This window comes from Posidoniimonas corsicana (assembly GCF_007859765.1).
GTDB lineage: Bacteria > Planctomycetota > Planctomycetia > Pirellulales > Lacipirellulaceae > Posidoniimonas > Posidoniimonas corsicana.
This window is the reverse complement of record NZ_SIHJ01000001.1, coordinates 3298522-3321764: the sequence shown is the minus strand read 5'-3', so window position 1 is coordinate 3321764 and position 23243 is coordinate 3298522. Positions and strand designations below refer to the sequence as shown.

11 protein-coding genes are annotated in these 23243 nt (G+C 67.7%); 6 read left to right on the top strand and 5 right to left on the bottom strand.

Features of this window, described 5'->3' with window-relative positions:
• Positions 1 to 50 precede the first annotated feature (50 nt).
• From KOR34_RS12775 to KOR34_RS12765, 3 genes are all read right to left on the bottom strand, one after another.
• Entirely contained in the window at positions 51 to 494 is a 444-nt protein-coding gene (locus KOR34_RS12775) for a hypothetical protein (protein ID WP_146564960.1), read from the bottom strand.
• On the bottom strand, positions 495 to 4796 hold the full coding sequence (locus KOR34_RS12770; RefSeq protein WP_146564959.1) for a PEP-CTERM sorting domain-containing protein: 4302 nt from the start codon (positions 4794 to 4796) through the stop codon (positions 495 to 497). It abuts the gene before it with no gap.
• 147 nt (positions 4797 to 4943) lie between these two features.
• Positions 4944 to 5921 (bottom strand): PEP-CTERM sorting domain-containing protein, encoded by a 978-nt coding sequence (locus tag KOR34_RS12765; protein WP_146564958.1) that lies wholly within the window; start codon positions 5919 to 5921, stop codon positions 4944 to 4946.
• Between the two features lie 1004 nt (positions 5922 to 6925).
• Here KOR34_RS12765 and KOR34_RS12760 point away from each other — a divergent pair.
• The 6 genes from KOR34_RS12760 (at position 6926) to KOR34_RS12735 (ending at position 20773) form a co-directional block, all read left to right on the top strand.
• On the top strand, positions 6926 to 8938 hold the full coding sequence (locus tag KOR34_RS12760; protein ID WP_146564957.1) for a rhamnogalacturonan lyase: 2013 nt from the start codon (positions 6926 to 6928) through the stop codon (positions 8936 to 8938).
• A gap of 197 nt (positions 8939 to 9135) precedes the next feature.
• On the top strand, positions 9136 to 10290 hold the full coding sequence (locus tag KOR34_RS12755) for an AraC family transcriptional regulator (RefSeq protein WP_146564956.1): 1155 nt from the start codon (positions 9136 to 9138) through the stop codon (positions 10288 to 10290).
• A 130-nt stretch (positions 10291 to 10420) separates the two neighbouring features.
• A complete protein-coding gene (locus KOR34_RS12750) occupies positions 10421 to 13087 on the top strand; it encodes a glycosyl hydrolase (protein WP_146564955.1) in 2667 nt (888 codons plus the stop codon).
• Between the two features lie 594 nt (positions 13088 to 13681).
• Positions 13682 to 16915, top strand: a complete 3234-nt coding sequence (locus KOR34_RS12745; RefSeq protein ID WP_197531365.1) for a beta strand repeat-containing protein — start codon at positions 13682 to 13684, stop codon at positions 16913 to 16915.
• A gap of 145 nt (positions 16916 to 17060) precedes the next feature.
• The gene (locus KOR34_RS12740) at positions 17061 to 18380 is read left to right on the top strand and encodes a glycoside hydrolase family 28 protein (RefSeq protein ID WP_197531364.1); all 1320 of its coding nucleotides are present in this window, start codon (positions 17061 to 17063) and stop codon (positions 18378 to 18380) included.
• A gap of 44 nt (positions 18381 to 18424) precedes the next feature.
• Positions 18425 to 20773 (top strand): glycoside hydrolase family 2 TIM barrel-domain containing protein, encoded by a 2349-nt coding sequence (locus KOR34_RS12735; RefSeq protein WP_228714598.1) that lies wholly within the window; start codon positions 18425 to 18427, stop codon positions 20771 to 20773.
• Between the two features lie 19 nt (positions 20774 to 20792).
• Here the strand turns inward: KOR34_RS12735 and KOR34_RS26685 are convergent, their stop codons facing one another.
• Positions 20793 to 22718, bottom strand: coding sequence for a rhamnogalacturonan acetylesterase (locus KOR34_RS26685; protein WP_197531363.1), 1926 nt, complete (start codon positions 22716 to 22718; stop codon positions 20793 to 20795).
• Between the two features lie 89 nt (positions 22719 to 22807).
• A complete protein-coding gene (locus KOR34_RS12725; RefSeq protein ID WP_146564952.1) occupies positions 22808 to 23236 on the bottom strand; it encodes a hypothetical protein in 429 nt (142 codons plus the stop codon).
• Between the last annotated feature and the right edge of the window lie 7 nt (positions 23237 to 23243).

Sequence of the window (23243 nt, the reverse complement as noted above, 5' to 3'; positions counted from 1 at the left end):
GAAACCTTTGGTCAATGGGTCTCGAGTTGGTCCTGTTCGGCGTCGGCCCGTCAGTTGTGGGGAAGGCTGGCGAACCGCGACTCGTCCATCATCTCGAACATGCCGTTGGGGCCGATCACCAACCGGACCCCGCCCTCCGCCGCCGCCTCGTGCCCGTTGGCCCGGAACCCGGCGGCGTCGGCCTTCGCCTGCGAGCCGTAGCGCCAGACGAAGGCCCCGCCCGACCGTGGCGACACGAACACCTCGTCCGCGGTCAGGTCCAGGCTCTCGAGCAGGTCCTCGTTCGTCTGCAGGTGCTGGCGGAAGGCCGCCTCGTCGGCGGGCGGTCCGCCGTGCTTGATCACGTAGTTGTCATAGGCAAGGCCCATCGAACGCGCCTTGGCCGCGTCGACCTTCAGGGCGCCCGATCCGATCCGACCGCAGCCCACCGCGGCGGTCAGGATCAGGCAGCCTGCCGTCAGGCAGCGGAGCGTTGTCCGGGCGGTGGCCTCCATCTAGTTGATGCACTCCTCGGCGCTTGGTGTTGGGACGCGGTGGCGTCGGTTGACCGCGGCCAGCAGCGCCAACGCAGCGATCGCGACGCCGGCGGGCTCCGGCACGCCGGCTTGCAGTTCCGGCGACCCGGCGACGTCGGTGCGGTTGTCGCGCCAGATGCGGTAGTCGGCCAGGGTGACGATCCCGTCGGCGCCCTGAGTGCCGTCGGCCCGGGCGACATCGCCCTCCAACGCGGTGGTGACGCGTTGGTTCATGTGCGAAACGATGTTCTGGTAGTCGTCGAGGTCCACGTCGCCGTCGTTGTCGGTGTCGCCCGGCAGCGGGAACGGCGGCACCGCGTCGACCCAGCTGTCGGCGACCCGGATCTCGTCGATAGCCATCAGGTCGCCTCCGCCGCCGGCGAACTGCGCGATCCCCATCGAGCCGAGTGTGAAGTCGACGCCCGAATAGATGGCGCCCGGCAGATCGGGCTCCACGAGGCTGACGGGGTCGAGGTAGATCGACACCACGTCCGACTCGGGCTGATCGCTCAGCTCAAACTTTGTGACGATCAGATGGGTAGCGCCGTCGTTGACGAACGACGAGGGCGCGCCTTCGAGGACGTTGTACCCCTCACCCGGGAGGGTCGCCTGGATGCGGGCGCCGTTGGGCGCCTGAGAGTTGGGCCCCTGGTAGCCCATGTACCCGATCAGCATGCTGAGGGTGCTGTCCTCGCCAACCTCGCCGGTGTCGCTCCAGAACTCCATGGCCCGGTGTCCCATTGCGTTGCGGTCGAACGGGTCGGCGCCGTCGGCGATCGTACCGAAATTCAGCAGCCAGCTGATGTAGTAGGTGCCGGTCGTTGAGTCGGTCCAGCGGGTCTCTTGAGGCATGTACCGCCCGACGCGCGCCGGCGGGTCGGTCACGACTCCCAGCGATCCCCCGAACGCGTCGGCGCCGAGGAACGAGAGCCCCGGCGCAGCCTTCACCTGACCGTTGGGCGCCATGTCGACGCCGCCGGGTCGCTCTTCCCACGGACCGGAGAAGAACGGCGTGGGACCGACCGTAGGGTTCTGACCGGTGATCGTGCCGACCGTGTACTCGCCCGCTGCCGGGCTGGCGCCGATCTCGAACGGGTCGTAGTACAGCAGCGTCGCTGAGGCGTTGCTCCCGCAAATCATCAGGCCGGCTAGCGCGTAAGCCACCGACCGCCCGACAACGCCGCGGTTCCGGCGTCCCAACAGCAGTCCCATGCAGCCCAACGCCAGCAGCGCGGAGGCTGGCTCGGGGGCGGCGTAGATCGGCCCCGCCAACCCGATCGAGGCCGCCGCGGCGTGCAGGTTCTTGAAGGCCCGAAAGTCGTCGAGGTTCACGATGGTGTCACCGGTGAGCTCTCCTTCGGCGCTGAAGGGGGTGATGCGTTGCTGGTTGTTGGCGACGATCAGGTAGTCGTCGTTGTCGACGTCGCCGTCGCCGTCCAGGTCGCCGGGCAGCACGCCCTCGATCTGCAGCACCACGTTGTCGACGTGAGCCCAGCTGTGGGCGACCAGCGGATTGAAGACGTCGCTCGTGACGTCAAACTCCACGCCGATCGGCCTGCCAAGGGCGGGCGTCAGCGCGGCGGCGCCGCCGACGAAGTCGAGCGTGTAGCGGGTGACCTCGCCCGGCAGGCCGTCGATCACCAGCGGCGCGCCGATCGTGGTGCGTGTGACCCCGTCGCCGGCCAGGTAGTAGAGCCGGGCCTGGAACTGGTTCTGACTCTCCGGGAACGTCGAGTTGTTCTCGTCGATGGTGAAGATGTCGCTGGCGTCAAAGCTCAGGCTGTACCGCTGTGTCGCGGGGACGCCAACCACACTGAACTGCGACGTCTGGTATGCGACGCCATCCAACGTCGACAGGATCATCGCGTTGCCGGGTGACCCGCCGCCCTCGGTGCCGGAGTCGCCGAGCTGATCCTCGTGACCAAAGTCCTCGACGCCCGGGCCGGGGAAAGTCCACCCGGGGATCGCACCGTTGGGCACGCCCGCCTCGTCGAACGCGATGGTCTTCTCGCCTTCGGGCCCGGGGAGCTCGAACTCTCCGTTCACCAGCGGGATGCCCTGCGTAACGGCCAGGCTGTCGGTCGTCCCGAGGGCAATCAGGGGCATAAGCAATGCCCCGAGCACGCGGCGCGCGGATACGGTCATGGCTGCTGCTCCCGGGTCGCGGCTGCGGAGGCTGGTCGGGCGGTGGTCTGCGGGCGAAGTTCGCCTGCGGCGGCGCAGCAGCGTGGTCAGCCCAGCCGCCAGCAGGCTGGCGGTGGCGGGCTCCGGGACGGCCGACACAGCCGCCGACGCGCCCAGCGACTCGAACGAAACCGCCCCCACACGGAAGCTCAGCTCCGGCTGCCCACCGCCGGAGCTGCCGTACTGGTCCCGCCAGTAGTCGTAGTCTTCCTGGTCGACGAGGCCCGGCGTCGTCGCGTCGGGGCGTTCGTTGGGCAGGGTGACGCTGGCGCCAAGGTTGTCGCGCCAGATGGTGTAATCGGCCGCGTCCACCGCGCCGTCCGAGTTGTAGTCGCCGCCGGCCGAACCCCCGACGAGCGACTCGGCGAGGATAAACTCGAGCCCCAGCCCTTCCCGCGCTTCGGCCGAAGCGAACCCGGTCGACGAGATGTCGCCGATTGCCAGCTCCTGCCCCGGGCTGAGCGTGGCGGCGCCGGTCAGGTTGGTTTGCGTCAGCGCGTCCCCGCTGGGCGGGGTGGTGTGCCAGCCGGCGCCCAAGCCCGTGAAGCCGCCACCGTCGAGGGCGCCGGTCTCGGAGACGATCGAGTAGCCGTCGAGCGTTAGGGTTTCCTGCGAGTCGTTCTTCAGCGCCGCCTGGCCGGTGGCGGGGTCGACCTTCAGCAGCAGGTTGTTGGTGAACTTCGTCCCGACGTAAACCACCTGCCCCTGGATCGGCGACGTGACGCCGGGACGCGTGTAGGTAAACACAAGGTCCTCGCCATCGACGCCGAAGTTGTTCACGTCGACGGCGACCGCGTGCCGGTCGAAGCCGACGCCGAGGGCGACTGGCGTCGCCGATGACAGATCGAACTCGGTGTCCGCGCTGCCGGGGTCGTTGATAACCTCGGTCACGGCGTTGGCGGACAGACCGTACTTCTGCCAGTTGGGGCTGGGCGGAGTCGGTGTTGTGCCGGAGATGCCGTGGTAGCTGGTCAGCAGCGACCCCAGTGATGAATTCACCGAGTACCCGTCGATCCCGATATCGCCGGAGAGCGGGTTGGTTACGGTCATCTCGCCGGTGTCGCGGTTCACCTCCAGTACGAGCACCGCGTTGTAAGCGAGCTGCAGCTGCTTACGGCCATTATTCTCAGCCCGCCGGACGTTGTAGACGGCGCCCACCGGCGGCGGCGAGGCGAGCCCCGCCACCTCGATCGTTCCCCCCGGTCCCAGGTTGTTGAAGTTGCCGGCGATCGCCGTGCCCGCGTCCGCCAGGTCCCACGTCTGTCCGATAGTGTGCCCGCTGGCGCCGGCGCCGCTGAACTCCACGTTCAGCGACCCGCCCAGCACCACCGCGACATCCGACTTGATCGGCGAGTGGGTCGCGTCGGTGATCACCGCCGTGTACCGGTTGCTGGCGTTCAGCCGGGCCGTGCCCGCTGAATTAAAGTCGACCGACGGGCCCTCGATGCGCAGCCGGCGGTTGAGGGTCGTCCCGCCCGCGATGCTGACGGTGGCGTCGCCGCTGAGGTCCAGCAGGCTGTGGCCAAGCGAGTCGCCGTTGTACTCTTCCCCCTCGACAACCAAGGCTTGCCCGGTGAGCGTCCCGCCGGTCATGGTCAGGAAGCCACGCCCTTCGACCCCAAGCACGATCCGCCCGTCGACGCCGTTGACCGCGAAGGGCGTGGAAATGTTGTTGAGGGCGCCGCCGGAGATCGTCAAGGCGCCCACGAGCGTTCCGGCCGCGGGCGCGGGATTGACGTTGCTCGGGGGCGAGTCGACGTAGTTGAGTTGTCGGGCGCCGAAGTACAGGCCGCCGATCGTGGCCTTGTTGCCGGGCAGTGGACCCGAGATGACGGGCGAGCCATTCGGCGCGTCATTCGTATTCAGCGCGCCATTAGGGTTATCGGTGCCCAGGATCGCTCGGATGCTCAGTCCTGGGCTGGCCTCGGGCACGAACGCGTTGCCGGGCGCCTCTTCGACGTACCAGCTGCTGGCGGTGTTCCAGTTGCTGCTTGCCGCGCCCGACCAGTACGCGTCGATCGCCATCACCGGGCAGGGCGTGTGCGCGAGTCCGGATAGCAGGCAAGCCACAATTGCGGAGCGTGTTGGCGTGATCATGGAGGTGCTGCTAGAGAAGTCGGGGTTGATCGTGGAGTCGTCCGGTTGTTGCGTCGAGAACCTGCTGCAGCCGTGTGCGAGTGGTTTATCAAGTTGGGCGGCCCCGTGGCGCCCTTTGCCGGGCGCCACGGGGCTCCGCCGTGCCGACTACATCAGCCGGCGGCGACGCGCCAGCCCGCCAGCGACGCTCATCGCCAGCAGCCCGACCGACGCGGGCTCGGGCACGCCCTTGAACTCCAGCGAGTTGATCGCCACATCGGCGAACTCGGTTCCAACCCGCAACTCGTCGAACTGCCCCGCGGCGGACGGGTCCGCGCTGTTGAATGTGAACTGGGTGTTCGTCGACAGGCGGTCGGCCAAGAACTGTCCGACCGTTACCGATGCGCTTGGGGTGGGTTCGGTTGTGCCGACCGGGTCGAGGAACACGGAGATGACGTCATCGGCGGTGGTCGACATCTCAAACTTCATCACGACGTAGTGGGTCCCCTGCACACTGAGGTCGTTCAGGTCCGCCTGCTCGGAGAGCACCTGCAGAGCCGATTCGTCTGTTAGCGAGTCGCGGACCGACAGCGCTAGCTCGTTGCCCAGCCCTGCGAAGTTGCTGATGCCAAGCATTAGGTTCCGGTTGAGGTCGTCGTCGAACCCGCCGGAGTGCATCTCGATGGTGCGGTGGTGCGGGTCGTCCATGATTCCGGTACCGAAGTCAATGAGGTAGCCCATGTAGAAGGTGCCGTTCGGGTCGGTGAACCCGCCCCAGGGCGATGAGAACAGCCGCGACGTGCGGGTGAAGACGCAGCAGTCGAACTGCACCTCACGCCCCGCGGCGCCTCCGACGACCGCCTCGGTTAGCCCGGGGCGAGACAGACCAGACGACTGGGCGTTGGTCCACGAACCGGTGTCGTCTTGGTCGGCAGCAACCCAGTTGCCACTGAAGAACGAGCCGCTGCCGCCCGCGGTCCCGTTCAGCGCGGTGTCGGCGGTGTAGTCACCCCCCTCGCTGGCAAGGCTGAACCCGTCGTACCACAGCTGGGTGCCCTCGGCGGTAAGACCACCCAACCCCACCACGCAGGCTGCGGCAAGCAGCGGGGCACGGCAAAACGCCGCACGCACTTGATTCGGTTTCATGAGACAAGACCTCCATAGGAGCGGAAAGCAAAGGGAGAAGAAACAGACAAGAGCGTCTTGAACGAGACGCGAGCAGCAAAATCCTCCACGCGAAACACACTGATTAGGTGGCCGGCTGGAACGCAGGCCCGCCCCCAACCAGCTGGCTTCATGCCCCCCATCGCTACACGGGTGGGGGCGCCGGGCCGAAAGTCACTACGGGCCCTTGGGCTGCCCTCCTCGACAGCGAACCAGCGAGACCTGCGCCACGCGGCGGCGTTTCTGCGTGCCCTCAATGCACTGAAGTAGGCCAGAGCGGATCGCGTCAATCTCGCGGCGCATCAAGTGCGGCAGCATCTCCAGCCGATACCACAGCGAATGCCACACTCTGAGACTCCGCACGCCTGCGCGTCGCGCTAATCGATGACTGAGGTCGCGATTCGCCATGGTGAGCAATCGCCTTGATATGAGAAGAGCTGGCGGTCACGCCGAAGAGCATCGCATCTGCCCCAGGGAACCCGGGCACAGGAATTAAGCAGTCTCTAGCCGGATCTGACGCCGAAAAGCTGAGTTTCTTCCAGATTCCTGACGCGACAGTGAACCGGAAGCAGGCCGAAATTCGCAGGCTCAACGGGCTACAATTCCGAGTCGGGCGTTGCTGGCCGCTACGGCGTGTCTCAATACAAGGCGTCCCGGTCCGCTGCCCGATTCGAGGCTTACTGGCTGATCGCTACGATTGACCAGCGGTATACCCGCAACACTCGCAGCGCCCAACAAGGACGCGCGATCAGCTACTACCGGGAGGCGCTGGCCCGTCTCCTTCGTTGGTGGAATGCGGGCGTTGTTGCGTGATGTGACCTTGAGGATGCAATCGTCCGCCCGCCAGGATAGGGGGGCTGCACTACCTTGCCCCGCCGCCGGTGTTGCATCAACACGAGCTTGCACCGGCTCCACCCCTCATCGCGCTGTGGCACGGCGTGTCTGTTTTCTCCTACCCCCACCCTCCCGCCAGGCGATTCATCCAAATGGGCTCCTATTGCTTCTCCCAACGTTTTCTGCCGGCTGCTCTGGTCTGGAGCCTGTTGCTGGGCACCGCGGCAGACCTGGCCAGCGGTCAGCGATGGATGGAGCGTCTGGACCGGGGCGTCGTGGCCGTGCAAAACCCCAGCGGCGAGGTCTTCGTTAGCTGGCGGTTGTTGGGGAATGACCCGGAAGGCGTCACATTCAACGTGTGGCGGCACGTGGACGGAAAGCCGCCAGAGCAGATCAATGACCAACCGCTGACCGGCGGGACCAATGCTGTGGACCCGGCACCGGCGGAGGGCGCGCAGTACTCGGTGCAGGCGATCGACGGCAGCGTGGACCTTGGTGCGAGCGAGCCCACTCCGGTATGGAGCGAGGGGTACCTGGAAATCCCAATCGTCAATACCGAGGGGTACCGGCCGGGCGACGCGTCGGTGGGCGACCTCACCGGCGACGGCAAACCCGATATCGTGATTCACCAGTCTTCTCGGGGACGCGACAACAGCTTCGCTGGGATTACGGGGACGCCCGTTCTCGAGGCGTACACCTTGTCCGGCGAGAGGCTCTGGCGGATCGACCTGGGTAAGAACATCCGCGAAGGCGAGCACTACACGCAGTTCCTGGTCTACGACCTCGACGGCGACGGCCGCGCTGAAGTGATGTGCAAGACCGCCGACGGGACCGTCGATGGGCAGGGCAAGACGCTCGGCGACGCCGACAAGGACTGGCGCACCGATCAGCCAGGCTCTCAAAAGCACGGCCGGATTCTCGACGGACCAGAGTACCTGACCGTGTTCGATGGCCGCACGGGGGCCGAACTAGCGACAACGGACTACGTCCCGGGCAGGGACCCGATCGATGGCTGGGGTGGGATCGGCGGCAACGCCGGCAACGACAGCTACGGAAACCGCTGCGACCGGTTCTTGGCGTGCGTGGCCTACCTGGATGGCCAGCGACCCAGCGCGGTGATGTGCCGCGGCGTCTACGGCCGGATCGCGATCGCCGCCTGGGACTGGCGTGACGGGGAGCTCACTCAGCGGTGGGTGTTCGACACCGGCCCTAGCAAACCGCCCTACCGTGACGCGTCGCCATTTGCCGGTATGGGCGGACACTCGCTGTCGGTCGCCGACGTGGACGCCGACGGCCGCGATGAGATCGTGTACCAGGCGATGGTGGTCGACAACGATGGCCAGGGGCTCTACTCGACAGGCCTCCGTCACGGCGACGTCATGTACATCGCTGACATGGACCCAAAGCGCCCCGGCCTGGAGGTTTTCTCGGTGCAGGAGAACGAGGAACGGGCGGAGCAGTTCGCCACGCCCGGCGCCGCCATGCGGGACGCCCGCACCGGCGAGATCCTGTGGAGCCACAGCCCTGCGATCGACGTGCCTCAGGGCGTGGCGGCGGACATCGATCCCCGGCACCCAGGCTTCGAGGCCTGGGGAGGCCCAGGCGGTCTGCGCAGCGTGCAGGGCGAGCAGATCGGCGACGCCCCGCGAAGCCGGGGCTGGACCATGTGGTGGGACGCGGACCCGCTGCGCGAGTTTCTTTCGGTTGGCCGTAGCTTTGACGGCCGGGGCCGACGCGGCCGCCGCCGACCGCCCGAGGCCACAACCGCAAACGCTGCGGAGCAACAGACCGGGTTCCGCGGACGTCCCACTGAAGTGCAGAAGTGGGACTGGGAGGCGGGACAGCTAAAGCCGGTGCAGACGCTGCCGGGCGTGAGCTTCAGCCGCGAGCCATGCCTGGTGGGCGATCTGCTGGGCGACTGGCGGGAGGAGGTGCTGGCGGTTTCTCCTGATATGAAGTCGCTCCGACTATTCACGACATCCATTCCCACCGACCTGCGTCTGCGGACCCTGTTGCACGACCCGCAGTACCGCCTGGGCCTGGTGTGGCAGAACGTGGCCTACAACAAGCCGTGCTATCCCAGTTTCTACCTAGCGGATGGCATGACCGAGCCCTCGGTGGCGCCGATCATGGTTACCCCAGTGAGCGGCGAGCCATCTAAGTAGCGACTCCTGCGCCGCAAAGCTATGCTTGGTGGGTCCAGCCGCCTCGGCCGTCTTCGCAGGTGATCCCTGCGCTTTACGCAATAGGGACGGCGGGTTGCAAACGTTGGGCTTGGGGCGTGCAGTAGAGGTTGCATGCTGGGCGTTAGGATGCAAACCTATCTGCTGCTAGGTCCCACTCTTATCCCGCTCGAGCAGACGTGTCCAACCGACAGCAGATCGCCTTCGCCTTCCCCCGCGGCGCCCATCAGGAGGCGTTCATCCAGGGCGTGTTCCGCTACGCCGCGGATCAAGAGCTCAACTGGACCTACACGATTGCACCGGAGTCGCTCTCGCTGTCGGTGTTGGACCTGGTCGACTGGCCGGGGGATGGGGTCCTGGCCGCGCTGAACACCGCGGAAGAGGTCGAGTACGCGATGGCGATGCGGCCCCACGTGGTCAACATCTCCAGCACGCTGCCCGAATCGCCGGTGCCGCGGTCGATGGTGGACAACGTGGCGGTCGGCCGGATCGCCGCCGATCACCTGGCGACCCGCGGCCTCCGCAACTTTGCGTTCTACGGCCTGCAGGACGTCGAGTACTCCAAACGCCGGTGGATGGGGTTCATCGAGCGTCTGGAGGAGTCGGGCTACTCCGCCACCAAGCACCTGGCGACGCCGACCTTCGGTTTCCGGGGATCGGTGTGGCTGAACCAGCACCAAGAGCTGGCCGCGTGGCTCGAGTCGTTGCCGACGCCCTGCGGTGTGTTCTCGGTATCGGACTACCGTGCCCGGCACGTGCTGGACGCGTGCCAGCAGGTCAACCTGAACTCGCCTGAGCAGATCGCGGTGCTCGGCGTCGACAACGAACACGTCATCTGCGACCACATTACCCCGAAGCTGAGCAGCGTCGCCCGGAACGACGTGCTCGAAGGCTACCGCGCGGCGGAACTGCTCCACATGCGGCTGGACGGCCGTTCGTCCGAAGAGACCGAGATCGCCGTGCCCCCGCTGGAGGTGGTTGCCCGCGACTCCACATCGGCCTTCGCGGTGGAAGACCCGCGGATGAAGAAGGTGCTGGAGTACCTGCTGACCAACGTCGCCGAGCCGATCACCATCGACGAATTGGCCGAGCACGCGGACGTCTCGCGGCGGTGGCTAGAGTACGCCTTCCGCGATGCGCTCGGCGAAACCCCCTACCACTACCTGCAGCGGCAGCGGCTGATCCTCGCCAAGCAGCTGCTGCGGGACGACCCGACCTCGCCGGTGTACCGGATTGCGCAGCGGACGGGGTTCTCGTCGGTGAAGCAGCTCAGCAACGCGTTCCAGAAAGCCTACGGCGTCACGCCGGGCGAGTACCGCAAGCTGTCGCATTAGCTGCTTGGCGGGCCCCGATCGCAAATGCGACGCTTATTTGCGGAGGGCGAGCGGGTTTCCGGTGCGCGGGGTTGATATCCTGGACGTCGAGTCGTCCGAGCGTTCGTAATCTCTTCTCCCGACGGGTCCCATGCCGATACCGCTCCGCGTCGCCACGCTTGCCGCCCTGCTGATGCTGGCCAACTGCTGCCCGTCCGTTGCCGCCGACGCGCCGGGCCTGTGGCCGGAGCCGACCGCCGAGAGCCGCCCGTGGACGCGGTGGTGGTGGCTGGGGTCGGCGGTCGACAAGCAGGAGATTACACGGCTGCTGCAGGAGTACCATGACGCCGGCATCGGCGGCGTCGAGATCACCTGCATCTACGGCGTCCAGGGGGAGGACGAGCACGAGCTGCCCTACCGGTCGGAGGCCTGGCTCGGCGCGGTCCAGCACGCCATCGCCGAAGCCGACCGGCTGGGGATGGGCGTCGACCTCCCGCCGGGGTCAGGCTGGCGGATGGGGGGGCCGGAGATGAGCCGCGAGCAAGGCAACTCTCGGCTGGTGCTCAGCGAGCACGAGGTTGCCGCGGGCGAGACGCTCAGCGTCGACTTCGACAGGGAACGCCCTCAGGCCGCGGTCGCTGTAGGCCCGGAGGGACGCCGAGCGAATCTCTCGGAGCACCTGACCGACAGCCGGCTGGAGTGGCAGGCCGACGCCGACTCGAAAGTCTACGTGGTCGCCTACCGCTGGGCCGGTGACCGCGTGAAGCGTCCGGCGCCGGGCGGCGAGGGCGTGAACATCAACCCGTTCTGGGCCGACTCGGTTAGGGGCTACCTGAACGAGTTCAGCTCCACCGCCAAAGAGCTGCCCGGGCTGCGGGCGTCGTTCCACGACTCGTTCGAGTATGAGGGCGATTGGCAGCCAGACTTCTTCACCGAGTTCCACAACCGCCGGGGCTACCGTTTGGAAGACCGGCTCGCCGAGCTGAATGGCGTGGGGCCCAGCGAAACGGTTGCGCGGGTCAAGTGCGACTACCGCGAGACGCTCTCCGACCTGGTCCGCGACCACATGCTGCTGCCGTGGATCGAGTGGTCGCACGAGCACGGCCTCCTGGCCCGCAACCAGTCGCACGGATCGCCCGCCAACTGGCTCGACCTGTACGGCCTGTGCGACATCCCGGAAACCGAGAGCTTCGGTCGTCTCACCAGCGGCGACACCAATCCCCTGGTGATGAAATTCGCCTCGTCGGCCGCCAACACCATGGGCAAGCGGCTCACGTCGAGCGAGTCGGGAACGTGGCTCAACGAGCACTTCCACGTCACGCTTGCTGAGCTCAAGCAACTGCTCGACCGGCAGATGACCGCTGGCGTCAACCACGCCATCTACCACGGCACCGCCTACTCGCCGGAGCGGGCACAATGGCCGGGGTGGTTGTTCTACGCCTCGACCCAGGTGAACCCGCAGAACCCGCTGTGGCGTGACCTGCCGGCGCTCAACGCGTACATGACGCGTTGCCAGTCGCTGCTCCAGGCCTCGCAGCCGGACAACGATGTGCTGCTCTACTGGCCGATCCACGACTACTGGCACAACCCACGCGGGCTGCGGAGCAACATGAGCGTGCACAGCAGCGAATCGTGGCTCGATCGGCAGCCGATCGGCGAGGCCGCGGCGATGCTGGTCGACAACGGCTACGGGTTCGATTTTATTTCCGACGCGCAGTTGCAGCAGGCCGTCGCGAGCGGCGACAACGCGATCAGGCTCCCGGGCGGCGAGTACCGCGTGGTAGTCGCGCCGAAGCCCGAGCACATGCCGCTCAAATCACTGGCCAAGCTCAGCGAGCTCGCCCAGGCCGGCGCCAAGGTGGTGTTCTGGGGCGGGCTGCCCTCGTCTGAGCCCGGGCTGGCCGGCTTGGAGGAGTCCGACGACTGGAAGAACACCACCGCGATGCTCAAGGACAGCGGCGATTGCCTCCGCGGGGAGGACCTGCTGACGCTGCTCAAGCAAACGACCGCCCGTGGTGAGCAGGTCCCGGCGGGGCTGTCGATCCTCCGCAAGAAAGCCGACGACGCGTCGCTCTACATGGTCGTCAACACCGCGGGCGAGCCGTTCGACGGGTGGTTCGCGCCCGCCGGCCAGTTCGAGCAAGCGGTCCTTCTCGATCCGATGACGGGCGACACGGGCGTAGCCGAGGGGCGAGCCGGTGAGAACGGCCACGAGCTTCGCCTGCAACTGGCCCCGGGCGAAAGCCTGTTCGTCCGCTGCGAAGCCGCTTCCACGGAATTCCCGGCCTGGGTCTACACGGGACAGGATGGGCAGTCGATCGCGCTGGACGGCCCGGCCGACGTCGAGTTCATCGCCGGCGGCCCCACGCTTCCTGGGCCGCAAAGGATGGACATCGTTCAGCCCTGGACCGCCCTGGATTTGGCCGACGCGCAGCGGTTTGCGGGCACAGCCCGGTACGCGTTTGAGTTTGATGTCCCCGCCGAGGCGGCCGAGGGCGATTGGCGGCTCGACCTGGGGGAGGTCGCGCACAGCGCGCGGGTCCGGCTCAACGGCGGTGAGCCACGCACCCTGATCGGGCCCACCTTCCAAACGCAGGTCGGCCCGCTCAAGTCCACTGGCAACCGACTGGAAGTGGAGGTGACCAGCACGGCCACCAACCGCATCCGGGACCTCGACGGGCGGGGTATCCCGTGGAGGATCTTCAAGGACATTAATCTTGTCACGATCCGGTACCGGAAATTCGACGCGTCCGGCTGGCCGGTTCAGCCGCAGGGGCTGATCGGCCCTGTTAAGCTGACGAAGGTCACCACCGATTAGAAACCTGCTGATCGTCCGACGGTCCAGCTGGCCGCCAAGAGATCGCTCTGCGGAGAGCCGTTCTTGCGGGCTCCTGCTCTGTTGAGCTCTTTGTTGCATCGAAGCATGAAGAGCACTGACGCTCCCCGCAGTCGGGAAGAGCTAACCTGACCGGTCGAGCCCGGCAGGAGTGCAGTCGACTACGCTTGCACCCCGCTGCGTTTTCCGCGACCCCCATTGCAAACAGGGCTGCTGGACAGCCCCACAGGGCGGATCTAATCTGAAGGGCACAGGGGCGGATTATTCCGTTTGGGCAGCCTGTAGTACTGGTTCCCTGTCTTATCTCCGACTGTTTTCCTCGCCCGTTCAGGGTGAACTGTGGCGGCTTCGAGTCGTTCGCTGCCCGTATGCACACCTACTCGGCGGCGGAGCCATGCTCTGCTTCACGACGCTTGGGCTACCGGATTCGGCTCGCGGTCGAGCGTGCAAATCAACTGTTCTAGGTTCCAACTCCGACGTCACCCCACTTCTCAGGACATGGTGCGAAAGATGGCAATGCTCACTGGACGAACAATCACGCGACCTTTCGCTGGTTTAGCCCGCGCGGGCGCCTGTGTGGCGCTGTCCCTAGCACTGACTCCGCTCGCCTTGGGCGTTGACGGCACCTGGAACAACACCGCCGGGGGCGACTACTTCAGTACCGGCAACTGGAATGGCGGAACGGTCGCCAGCGGCGTGGGCGCCACGGCCGACTTCAACTCGGTCGACCTGAATGGCGACGCCAGCATCACGGTCGACTCGCCGCTGACCCTGGGCCACATCATCTTCGGCGATACCAACACGGCCACCGGCGGCGTCTGGGACTTCTTCACGAACGTCCCGGAGACGTCGGTCATCACGCTCGACGACGACGCGCCCACCATCACGGTCAATCAGCTCATTCCCAGCTCCGAGTTCGACGACGCCTTTATCGGCAACAACCTGGCGGGCACAAGCGGCTTCACCAAGCAGGGCGTGGGCATCCTTACCATCGGCGGCGACGCCAGCGCCCTCACCGGGCCCATCAACGTGAACGGCGGCACGCTCCGCATCGGCACGCTGGGCATCTACGCGGGCGCCACGGCCCCGATCGCGATGGCCGACGGGACCGTGCTGGAGAACGCGATCGCCGGCGGCGTGTTCGACACGGTTTCGGTCGCGGCCGGTGGGACCGGCACCATCCGCATGCTGGGCGGCGGATCGAACTTCCTGGACAACATCCAGGGCGGCGGCGGGAGCACGCTCAACATCGAGTCGGGCACTGCGGGCGCCACGGTTTCCGCTGACGGCGACTGGGTCACCGGCGGCGGGTTCAGCGTGGTGAACATGACCGGCACCGACGAGGCCGGCGTCAGCTTCTTCCGCGGCCGCGTCAACGGCGGCGGTTGGACTGCGGCGTCGTTCGAGAACTCGGTGGTCAACATGGACAACTTCGAGTTCTTCATCCGGACCAACTCGTTCGGCAACAACCTCCCCTTCGGCGCCCTCAACGGCACGGCCACCGCGAACCTGCGGGGCGGCAACGGCGGCTCGGGCGGCAGCGCGGCCCGCTACATCATCGGCGGCCTGGGTGGCGACAGCGAGTTCGCCGGCACCGTGACCGGCGGCGGCGGCTCCACCACGTTCGGCGGCATGTCGATCAACAAGATTGGCGCCGGCACCCACACCTTCTCCGGGACGTTTGTGGACCCGCTCGTGGGATCCAACACCGACATCGGCCGCCAGGGCGGCGTGGTCCGCGTCTCTGAGGGCACGCTCGCCTTTACCAACACGGCGGACTCGATCCCCGGCGGCTACGGCACATTCAAGTCCACGATCGACGTGCTGGCCGGCGCCACGCTGGACGTCTCCGGCACGACCAACACGTTCTCGTCGTCGCCTCTGCAGCAGATCCAGGGCAGCGGCACGATTGTTGGCGCCTTTAACCACGACGAGGGCGAGATCCGGCCGGCCGACGTGTCGACCGTCGACAACGACACCGACCTGACCAACGAGCCCGTCCCCACCGTGGGCACGATCACGTTTGACGGTCAGCTGAGCTTCAACGGCGGCTCGATCGTGTACGACATGAACGACACTCCTGGCGTCAACGACCTGGTCCAGGTCAACGGCACGACCAGCGTGTCGGGGGGCGGCTTGGTCGACCCTAACTTCCTGGGCGCCGACCCCGCGCCCGGCCTGACCTACACCTTCCTGACATCCAGCGGCGGCTTCAGCGACTCGCTCAGTGGCTGGAGCGTCAACTGGCCCGGCCGCGGTGACAAGCCGACCGTGTTCATCGACGGCAACAGCCTGAAGTTCACCAGCACCGAGGTGGGCGCGGGTGGGGCGGTTGTCTGGTCCGGCGCCGTGAACGGCGACTGGGACGTCGAGACCACTCAGAACTGGACCCTTGGCGGCTCGCCGGATGTGTTCTTCCAGGGCGACGACATCACCTTCAACGACACCGGCGCCAACCCGGCCATCAATGTCACGACGGTGGTCAACCCGCGTAACGTGGTGGTCGACTCTAACACCAACAACTACGGCTTCAGCGGCAGCTCGATCCTGGCCACCGGCACGCTCACCAAGCGTGGGTCGAGCACCCTGACGCTGAGCGCCGTCAACGAGTTCACCAGCGTCACGATCGAGGGCGGCGCCGTCGAGATTGGCGCGAACCAGGCGATGGGCACCGGGGCCCTGACCATGTCGGGCGCCACGATCAACGCCCCCACGGGGTCCGCGATCAGCAACAGCAGCCTGACCGTGACCGCCGGCACCTCCAACACCATCCAGGCGGAGGGTGCGTCGGGGTCCGGCGGCACCTACGGCATCCCCAACCTGTCCGGCGAGGGTGACCTCACCATCAACTCGGGCGTGGAGGGCAAGTGGCTGGCCCTGAACAACACCGAGTCCTTCAGCGGCACCCTGACAATCGCCCCCAACGGCAGCGCCCTGCTGCTCGGCGAGGTGCGCACCGCCGGCGCGGCGACCACGCTGCCCAACGCGGTGCTGAATCTCACCGGCGCCCGACTGGCTAACCGTAACGGCGGCACCGGCGAGATCACAACCGCCATCGGCGAGCTGCACGGCGACGCCAGCTCCGTGCTCGACGGCTTCACCGGCGGCTCGGGCACGATCCCGAACGTCAACTGGGAGATCGGTGGGCTGGGGACCGATTCGGACTTCGCCGGCGTCATCGAGGACGGCGACGGCGGCGGCGGATCGATCGCCGTGTCGCGTCTGACCAAGGTGGGGGCGGGCACGCTCACCCTGACCGGCGCCAGCACCTACACCGGCGACACCACGGTCTCCGAGGGAACGCTGAGCGTCAACCAGGCGTTCTTCGCCGACGCCGCCGACCTGTTTATTGGCGGCAGCTCGATCCTGAACCTGGATCACAGCTCGACCGACGTTATCGACTCGCTCTACTTTGGGAACGACCCTCAGGCGGTCGGCACCTACGGGCGGATCGGCAACGCCAGCGCTACGTTCCAGGTTTCGTACATCACCGGCAACGGCTTGCTGAGCGTCACGACGCTCGGCGAGGTGCTCGGCCTGCCGGGTGACTACAACCAGGACAACGTGGTCGACGCAGCCGACTACACCATCTGGCGTGACAGCCTCGGCGCCAACGTCGCGCTGCCGAACGACGGCGGCCTTGGCGTGCCGGTTGGCGGCGCCCACTACGACCTGTGGCGCGACAACTACGGTGCGGTCGCCGCCGGGCCGAGCGGCTCCTCGGGCGCTGCGCCCGAGCCGGCCGCCCTGGTTGCGGGCTTGATTATGGCTGGCCTCGCCGGCGGGCTGCGGCCGCGCCGGCGCGTCTGAGGCGGCCGGGCCGAAGGCGACCGGTAGGTCGCCGTGAAGGGTCCGCGTCTCTGTTGAGTTTACCCAGGCGGTTGCCTGGACCGAGCGGGGCAGTGGGGGCGGTGATTCATCACCGCCCCCATCGTTTTTTGATAAGATGGGGTTCATGAAACAGCTTCAAAGACCATTGCTTCAAAGACCACTGGCTGCAGCGCTGGCGGTTGTCTTTGCCTCCGCCGCCACCGCCTGGGCGGATACGTCGATCGTCGATCACGGCGCCGTGGGCGACGGCGAGCAGATCAACACAGCCGCTATCCAGAAGGCGATCGACGCGCTCAGCAAACAAGGCGGCGGCCGCCTCGTGGTTCCCGAGGGCGTGTTCAAGTCCGGCGCGCTGTTCCTCAAGCAGGGCGTCGAGCTGCACCTCGAACAGGGCGCCGTGCTGCAGGGCTCGGGCGACATCGACGACTTCCCCACCCGGATGACGCGCATCGAGGGCAAGGTCCAGCCCTGGCGCCCCGCGTTGATTAACGCTGAGGGCCTCAAACGTGTTGCGGTCACCGGAGCCGGCGTGCTGGACGGCGCCGGCCGGCCCTACTGGGCCGCGTTCTGGAAACGCCGCGCCGAGAACCGCAAGTGCACCAACCTGGAGGTGGAACGCCCCCGCCTGATGTACATCGACGACTGCGACGGCGTGACCGTCAGCGGCATTCGGCTGAAGGACTCAGGGTTCTGGAACCTGCACGTCTACCGCTGCCGCAACGTGCTGCTGCAGGGGCTGGTGATCACGGCCCCCCACGGCGACCCGCCCAAGATCTCCGGCGATGACCAGCCCTGGGACGAGGTTTCGATCGACCGCGCCCCCAGCTCCGACGGGATCGACGTCGACAGCTGCCAGGGCGTGACCATCCGGTGCTGCATCATCTCCGTCGGCGACGACTGCATCGCCCTCAAGGGGACCAAGGGGCCGCTGGCGCTCGAGGACGAGTCGAGCCCGCCGGTCGAGAACGTGGTGGTCGAGGACTGCGACTTCCAGAGTGGCCACGGCGTGCTGACCTGCGGTAGCGAGGCGACCCTGGTGCGCAACGTGGTGGTGCGCAACTGCCGCGTGGGGCCGGCGATCCCGGTGGTGCGGCTCAAGCTCCGGCCGGACACGCCCCAGCTCTACGAGAACCTAACGTTCGAGGACCTGAAGCTCGACGGCGCGCAGTCGCTGTTCGACGTGAAGCCGTGGACGCAGTTCTTCGACCTGCAGGGGCACGAGCCACCGACCTCGACGGTCCGGAATGTTGTCCTCCGGCGGGTCAGCGGCTCGCTCGCCACGCTGGGCGATCTGCGCGGCAACGACGGCGACACCCTGCAGAACATCACGCTCCAGCAGGTCGAAGTGACCGCCCGCCAGGATCGTCTCCGCACGGGCCAGATCGACAACCTGCTGCTGCTTGACGTGTCGGTCAACGGGCGCGCCTTCCAGCCGGAAGACTGAGGCCACGGCCCATCTATCTCAAGAACTACCGTTAGGAGAAGCCCGTGCGACTTCCCTTACTTGCGCTGGCCGCGATCACCACCGCCGTGCCCGCCGCCGCCGCCACGCGGGTCCTCACCGACCTGAACGATGGCTGGCGTTTCCAGCAGTCCGATCTGGAGGGCGGTCAGGCGGCCGACCTCGACGACTCGGCCTGGTCATCCGTGCGGCTGCCGCACGACTGGAGCATCCGGGGCGACTTTCAGAAGGACGCGCCGTCGGGTTCGTCCGGCGGCTTCCTGCCGACCGGCGTGGCCTGGTACCGCAAGCACTTCACAACCCCTGAGGCCGGCGGCGGGAGGAGGGTGTTTGTCGAGTTCGACGGCGTCATGTCCAACAGTGATGTCTGGATCAACGGCGCCCACCTGGGCAGCCGGCCGTCCGGCTACGTCGGCCTCCGCTACGAGCTGACGCCGCACCTCAAGGCCGGCGGCGAGAACGTGCTCGCCGTCCGGGCGGACACGTCCGCGCAGCCGGCGTCGCGGTGGTACACCGGCAGCGGCATCTACCGCAAGGCCCGGTTGGTGGTCGTGGACCCGGTCCGGTTCTCGCAAGACGGCGTATTTCTTTCCACGCCGGAGGTCGCCGCCGAGTCGGCCGTGCTTGCGTGCCAGGCCGAGGTGATGAACGAGTCGGACGCCGACCTGGAGGTGACGCTCCGGACGACCGTCCACAGCCCAGACGGCGCCGAGGTGGCGACCCGCGAGGCGGTCGGGCAGGTCCTCGCCGGCGCCGTGGGCGTCGTCGAGCAAGACCTCTCGATCACCAAGCCGGAGCTGTGGCACGTTAGCCACGGCGCGCTCTACACGGTGACCAACCAGCTGCTTGTCGACGGACAACCCCGCGACGAGGTCGCGACCCGCATCGGTATCCGCAGGGCCGAGTTCCGGCCCGACACCGGGTTCTGGCTGAACGGCCAGAACCTGAAGCTCAAGGGCGTGTGCCTGCACCACTGCGCCGGAGCGGTCGGCGCGGCGGTCCCCAAGAGCCTGTGGCGGGAGCGGCTGATGGCGCTGCAGCGGCTGGGCGTCAACGCGGTGCGGACATCCCACAACCCGGTGGACCCCGTGTTCCTCGACCTGTGCGATGAGCTGGGCCTGCTGGTAATGGACGAGTTCTTCGACGTCTGGCACAGGGGCAAACGCCGGCACGATTACCACCTGTACTTCGACGAGTGGTGGCGGCGCGACCTGCGTGAAACGGTGCGGCGAGACCGCAACCACCCCTCGGTCATCATGTACAGCGTCGGCAACGAGATCCGCGACACGCACGACGCCGAGCACGCCAAGCGGGTGCTCGCCGGCCTGGTGGAGGTCTGCCACCAGACGGACCCGACCCGGCCCGTCACGCAGGGGCTGTTCCGCCCGAACGTAACCCACGACTACGACAACGGCCTGGCGGACCTGCTGGACGTGATCGGCACCAACTACCGCACCACCGAGCTGCTGGACGCCTGGCGGGACGACCCCACACGCAAAGTCGTCAACACCGAGCAGGGCCACGACCGCAGCCGCTGGCTCACGTGCCGCGACAACGCCCAGGTCGCCGGGCAGTTCCTGTGGGTGGGCATCGATTATCTGGGCGAGTCCGCCCGCTGGCCGATCACCACCTTCGACACCGGCCTGCTGGACCGCACGGGCCACCCGCACGCGCGGGGCTACGAGCGCCAGAGCTGGTGGTCCGAGACCCCCATGGTCCGCGCGTTCCGCCGCGTCGCGCCCACCGCGCTCACGCCGGAGGACCCCGGCTACGAGGAGAGCGAGTGGAAGCGGCCCCAGGTGCTGTTCGACGACTGGACCCCGCAGGACGCCGACCCGGGCGAGCAGCTGGTCGAGGTCTACAGCAACTGTGAGGAAGTTGAGCTGCTGCTCAACGGCGAGTCGCTTGGCGCCCAGCCGCTCTCCCGCAGCGGCCGGGCCCGCCAGTGGCGCGTCGACTACCAGCCCGGCAAGCTGGTGGCGGTCGCCCGCGACAGCGGCGCCGAAGTCGCCCGTCACGAGTTGCAGACCGCCGGCCCCCCTGCGCGGCTCGAGCTGATCAGCAGCGTCGGGCAGCTGAGCGACTCGGTCGACCAGGTCGCCGTCGTCGAGGCCCGCGTGGTGGACGCCAGCGGCGTGCTCGTGCCTGGCGCCGAGCAGCTGGTGACTTTCACCGTGGACGGGCCGGGCGCGGTGCGGGCGGTCGACAACGGCTCGCCAACCAGCCACGAGCCATTCCGCGGAGACCAGCGGACCACGTACCGCGGCCGCTGCATTGCGATCGTGGGGGCCGACGCGGCCGAGGGCGAGCTGACGGTGACCGCGGCGGCCGAGGGCCTCGAGCCCGGTGAGGCGACGATCCGCGTCGCTGAGTAGGGCCTCTGCTCGCCGTGGACTACGGCCGCACCGGCGGAGCGTCCGACAGGTGGGCGGCCAGATCGGGCGCCGACTGGCGAACCCCATCGGCCACCAGGGCGGCGAGCAGCTCGGCGCCGAAGTTGGTGTGGTGCGTGCCGTCCTGGAAGGCCGAGTCGAGCCGGTCGTCTAGGTCTTGGTAGAGCTGCTTGCTAGTCGCGTGCAGGTCGATCAGCGGGGCGTTCATCTCGGCGGCGACGTCACGGACCGTCTGCGGGTACTCGCCCAGCGTGTCCTTGTCGAGTCCCGCCTTGCGTTCCATGGAGGTCACCAGGATCGGCTGCCCACCGCGCTCGCGGACGGCCTGGACCAGCTTCACCAAGTCGCGTCGGTACCGCTCCAACGCGTCGGGCCGCTTGCTCTTCATGTCGTTGTGGCCGAACTGCGCCATGACGAAGTCGCCCGGCCGCAGAAGGTGCAGCACCTTGTCGCACCGCCCCGCGCCCCAGGCGCCGCCCAGCGTCTCGCCCGACTCGGCGTGGTTAGCCACCGCCAGCGTCGAGTCGAACAGCCGCGGCAGCTTCTGCCCCCAGCTCGCCCAGGGCTCTTTGTACTGGTCGGCCACGGTCGAATCGCCCAGCAGGAACAGCGTCGGCGCGTCCGCCGCCGGCAAGACCTCGAGCCGCTTGACGCTGGGACGCTCGCCAGCGAACCGCAGCGTCAGCTTGTGGTCCCAGGCGGCCACTTCGGAGGTCTTCTCCCGCTCCTTCAACCGGACCCAGCGGCCGTGGGGCAGGGCGGGGGTGCGGGTGTTGACGAGGAACTCCCGGGTGGCGGTGTCGCCGCCCTGAGTGACAACGTCGTCGATCAGGCGGCGGCGCAGCTCCGCCTCGACCCGCGTGGCGGAGCCCCCTTCGGCGGCGCCCAGCGTGACCCGCACCAGGTGATTCCCCTCCGGCAGCCGGACGGAGAACGCGAAGGGTTCTTCCGAGGCAGCCTGCCCACCGTCCGCGCCGCTGAGCGTGACGTCGGCGCCCGGCTCGAACCCGAAGCCCGGGTCCGCCGCGTAGGGCTGGGCATTGGTGATCGCCACGAAGCCGTCGGTTGCCTGTTCGGCCCCAAAGTCGAATCGGTATTCCTGGCCGGGTGGCGGAAGCAGGGCAGCGCGGAGCGGCGAGTCGCTTAAGCTGCGGACGCCGGCCGCGACGCACTCGGCGTTGACCTCGGCGCCGCGCCGGTTCGTGTGGGTGTGGTCGGTGGGCGTGAACAGCTCCGCGTGGACCGCCTCCTGTCCCAGCTCGTCGTAGCGGTCGGCGACGAGAGCGTTGAGGTCGACGAACGCGGCGCCCGCCTGTTCGGCCGCCTCGCGGGCCCAGCGGCCGTAGTCGCCGTCGGCGCGCACAAGCTTGCCGTCCTTCCATCGGTCCCGCGGCACGGGCGAGAGCACCACGGGGGTCGCCCCTTTCGCCTGGGCGTCGGCGATATACTTGCGGAGGTACCAGCCGTAGCTGTGGACGGTCTCGGCCTTGCCGGTCTGCTCGACGACGCCGTCTTGCGTCTCATCGCCGTTGCCACGGATCGACGCCCGCGGGCGGTTGCTGGCGAACATCTGCCCGCCGTCGTTGTGGCCGAACTGCATCAGCACCACATCGCCCGGCTTGATCTTTTCCAGCGTGCGTTCCCACAGCCCCTCGGTCAGGTAGGTCCGGCTGCTGCGGCCGCCGAGCGCGCGGTTCTCGACGATCACCTGCTCGCGGTCGAAGTGTGGCTGCAGCACCTGGCCCCAACCCCACAGGCCGCCGTCGCCCCGGCCGCTGCCGTTCTTCACGGTCGAGTCGCCGATCAGGAACAGCGTGCGTGGGCCCGCTTGCTCGCCCTCGGCCGCCGTAACGCCGGAGGCCGCCGTTGCCGCCACAGCCAAGAGAACGAGTCGGTAAGCAGCAGGCCGCGGGACGTGAGGGGGCATCGGGATCTCGGAGTGGGTGTCAGGGTGGAAGCTGTTAGTGCGCGCAGCCTCGCCCGGCGGGCCCAACGATGAGCGAAGCAGCGTCACCGCTAGTTGGAGCTGAGCTCGATGGTGAACTCGTTCTGGCCAGGCTCGACCTCGAAGCTGATGCCCGACGAGTCCGCGATCCCGTAGTGGGCGGGCACAAGCGCGCCGGAGTCCTGCTGGCCGTCGGTCTGGTCGTAGTTGGGGGGCCAGGTGGCGCTCTTGAACGCCACGACCGCGACGCGGTGCTTGCCGACCAGGGCGCCACGGCCGACATCCTTGGTCTGCAGCTCGAAGCTGCCGTCGGCGCTGATCTCGCCGGACGCGGCCGGGCCGCCGTCGGCGGGGATGAAGTTCACCGTCCCGGTGGAGAGCGGCTTGTCGTCCAGCAGCACGACGCCGCGCACCGTGGCCAGGTCGGGACCGCCGCCACAGCCGGCAAACAGCACGCAGGCGGCCAGCAAGACGGCCGCGGGGCGAAGGAGGTGAAGCATAGCTCTC

Excerpts from the sequence above, each read along its gene's own strand:
- KOR34_RS12775 (WP_146564960.1), bottom strand. The coding sequence starts at position 494 with ATGGAGGCCACCGCCCGGACAACGCTCCGCTGCCTGACGGCAGGCTGC.
- KOR34_RS12770 (WP_146564959.1), bottom strand. The coding sequence starts at position 4,796 with ATGATCACGCCAACACGCTCCGCAATTGTGGCTTGCCTGCTATCCGGA.
- KOR34_RS12765 (WP_146564958.1), bottom strand. The coding sequence starts at position 5,921 with ATGAAACCGAATCAAGTGCGTGCGGCGTTTTGCCGTGCCCCGCTGCTT.
- KOR34_RS12760 (WP_146564957.1), top strand. The coding sequence starts at position 6,926 with ATGGGCTCCTATTGCTTCTCCCAACGTTTTCTGCCGGCTGCTCTGGTC.
- KOR34_RS12750 (WP_146564955.1), top strand. The coding sequence starts at position 10,421 with ATGCCGATACCGCTCCGCGTCGCCACGCTTGCCGCCCTGCTGATGCTG.
- KOR34_RS12740 (WP_197531364.1), top strand. The coding sequence starts at position 17,061 with ATGAAACAGCTTCAAAGACCATTGCTTCAAAGACCACTGGCTGCAGCG.
- KOR34_RS26685 (WP_197531363.1), bottom strand. The coding sequence starts at position 22,718 with ATGCCCCCTCACGTCCCGCGGCCTGCTGCTTACCGACTCGTTCTCTTG.
- KOR34_RS12725 (WP_146564952.1), bottom strand. The coding sequence starts at position 23,236 with ATGCTTCACCTCCTTCGCCCCGCGGCCGTCTTGCTGGCCGCCTGCGTG.